Raw genomic sequence first — 1,902 nt, forward strand, 5'->3', positions numbered from 1 at the left:
CGCCCGCCGATCCAGACGTCGTCGCCGACGGTGACGGGCTCGCCGGACTCCAGCCCACCGGCCCGGTCCGCGGGGTCGAGCGGGTGTGTCGCCGTGTACACGTGGACGCCCGGCCCGAGCAGACAGTTCCTGCCGAACTCGACCCGGCGAACGTCAAGCACCACGCAGTCGAAGTTCGCGAAGAACCCCTCGCCGACGTGGAGGTTGTAGCCGTAATCACAGCGGAACGGGGGGTCGACGGTCGCCGTTCGTCCGCCCGAACCGAACAGCGTCGCCAGCACGTCCCGTCGTTCGGCCTCGTCGCCGGCCGCGGTTCGGTTGTACCGTCGCGTCAGATCGCGAGCGCGTTCGCGCTCGGCGACCAGCTCGGGATCGCTCGGATCGTACGGCTCGCCGGCCAGCATCCGCTCCTTCTCGCTCGACATGCGGGCAGATCACCGCCACCGGGCAAGTGGCTTCCGGAGCCGACGGAGCCGTCACGTGGGTTTAGGTGTCGGCCCACCCTTCCCCCCGTATGTCCGGGATCGTCTTTTACGCGACCGAGAACCACGACGCAGTCGTCGAGTTCTACCGCGACCGACTGGGGATGGAGCTGTGGCTCGAACAGCCCGACTGTACGATACTCGAACACGGGAACCTCATCGTCGGGTTCTGTGACCGTGACCGGACCGACGACTGCGGGATCGTGACGTTCCTGTACCCCGACAGGGCCGGCGTCGACGCCGCCCACGACCGGCTCGCGGACGTGGCCCGCGAGGAGCCACACCGGAACCCGACGTACGACATCTATCAGTTCTTCGCGACGGACCCGGACGGCCGGACTGTCGAGTGTCAGACGTTCCTCGATGACGACGTGGAACTCCCGTAACCGTCGGGACGCGAGCCGGGTTCCGGTTCGACGCCACGACCACGCCCTCCGTTCGACAGCGACCACGATACCGACTCACTCGTCGAGGTCACGCGCGGTGCGCCACGACTCCGCGTGTGCCTCGGCGGCCGCGCGATCGTCGAACCGGACGCGGTCGTAGGCGGCCTCGTCGGTCGCCTGCTCCATCACGTCGAGCCTGACGACGAACCCGCCGTCGCCGCGCTCGCGGATCCGAACCGTCGCGTACCCGTCCGAGCGTTCCCACTCCGTGATCGTGTCGTCCTCGCGTGCGATCGACCAGCTCATGTCCGGGGAGGGCGCGCCCGGGGCTAAAACGGCCCGGTTCCCGCGCCGAACGCGGGCTGGTGGGATGCGAGTCCGATCCGAAGGTGGCGACGCTCGATCCGTTTTCTAGACCCGTCTCAGTCGTCGGTCGCGATCGGCCCACCGGAGTACGAACAGACCGGACAAACCGCGTAGCCGAGAGTGTCGTACGGAACTGACGTCGAGGGGGCCGTGGTGTCGCAGTTCGGACAGTCGAACGTCGAGGTCGGTTCGGTGCTCATGTCACCACACACCACCCCTCAGGGTATAGTTACGACCCGCTTGATGGGGCAGTAACCACACCCTGTTTATATACTGATCCGGCACCGACACCGGGTATGACCGACGACACATACACGACCCGACGGGCGCGAACGCGGGACCGGCTCGCCGCCGTCGACGCCGACGGGCTGGTCTGTTTCCCGAGTCGAAACCTGCAGTACCTGACGGGGTTCAACGAGGAGCCGGGCGAGCGACACTTCCTGTTGATCGTTCCCGCGACCGACCCCGCGACGCTCCTCGTACCCGAACTGTACGGCGAGCAGGTCCGATCGGAGACCGACGTGGACGACGTGCGCACGTGGGCCGACGGCGACGACCCCCGCGAGGCCGCCCGTGACGTCCTCGACGAGCACGACCTGCGGAGCGGTCGCCTGCTCGTCGACGACACGATGTGGGCGCGGTTCACGCAGGACCTCCGGGCCGTCGCG

At 67.9% G+C, this 1,902-nt stretch carries 5 protein-coding genes; 2 read left to right on the plus strand and 3 right to left on the minus strand.

The window, feature by feature from the left end:
- The coding region (locus ACFQEU_RS15255; protein WP_379783537.1) for a sugar O-acetyltransferase at positions 1-425 on the minus strand (425 nt) is incomplete at its 3' end.
- Positions 426-514: 89 nt separating this feature from the next.
- Between ACFQEU_RS15255 and ACFQEU_RS15260 the strand changes: the two genes are divergently transcribed.
- A complete protein-coding gene (locus ACFQEU_RS15260; RefSeq protein ID WP_379783539.1) occupies positions 515-868 on the plus strand; it encodes a VOC family protein in 354 nt (117 codons plus the stop codon).
- Between the two features lie 75 nt (positions 869-943).
- Here ACFQEU_RS15260 and ACFQEU_RS15265 read toward each other — a convergent pair whose 3' ends face one another.
- Positions 944-1,174, minus strand: a complete 231-nt coding sequence (locus ACFQEU_RS15265; protein ID WP_379783541.1) for a DUF7543 family protein — start codon at positions 1,172-1,174, stop codon at positions 944-946.
- A 116-nt stretch (positions 1,175-1,290) separates the two neighbouring features.
- Positions 1,291-1,434, minus strand: a complete 144-nt coding sequence (locus ACFQEU_RS15270) for a hypothetical protein (protein WP_379783543.1) — start codon at positions 1,432-1,434, stop codon at positions 1,291-1,293.
- Between the two features lie 96 nt (positions 1,435-1,530).
- Between ACFQEU_RS15270 and ACFQEU_RS15275 the strand changes: the two genes are divergently transcribed.
- Positions 1,531-1,902, plus strand: a 372-nt coding sequence (locus ACFQEU_RS15275) for an aminopeptidase P family N-terminal domain-containing protein (RefSeq protein ID WP_379783545.1), incomplete at its 3' end; no start/stop codon positions are given.

Source organism: Halorubrum tibetense, assembly GCF_042661865.1.
Taxonomy (GTDB): domain Archaea; phylum Halobacteriota; class Halobacteria; order Halobacteriales; family Haloferacaceae; genus Halorubrum; species Halorubrum tibetense.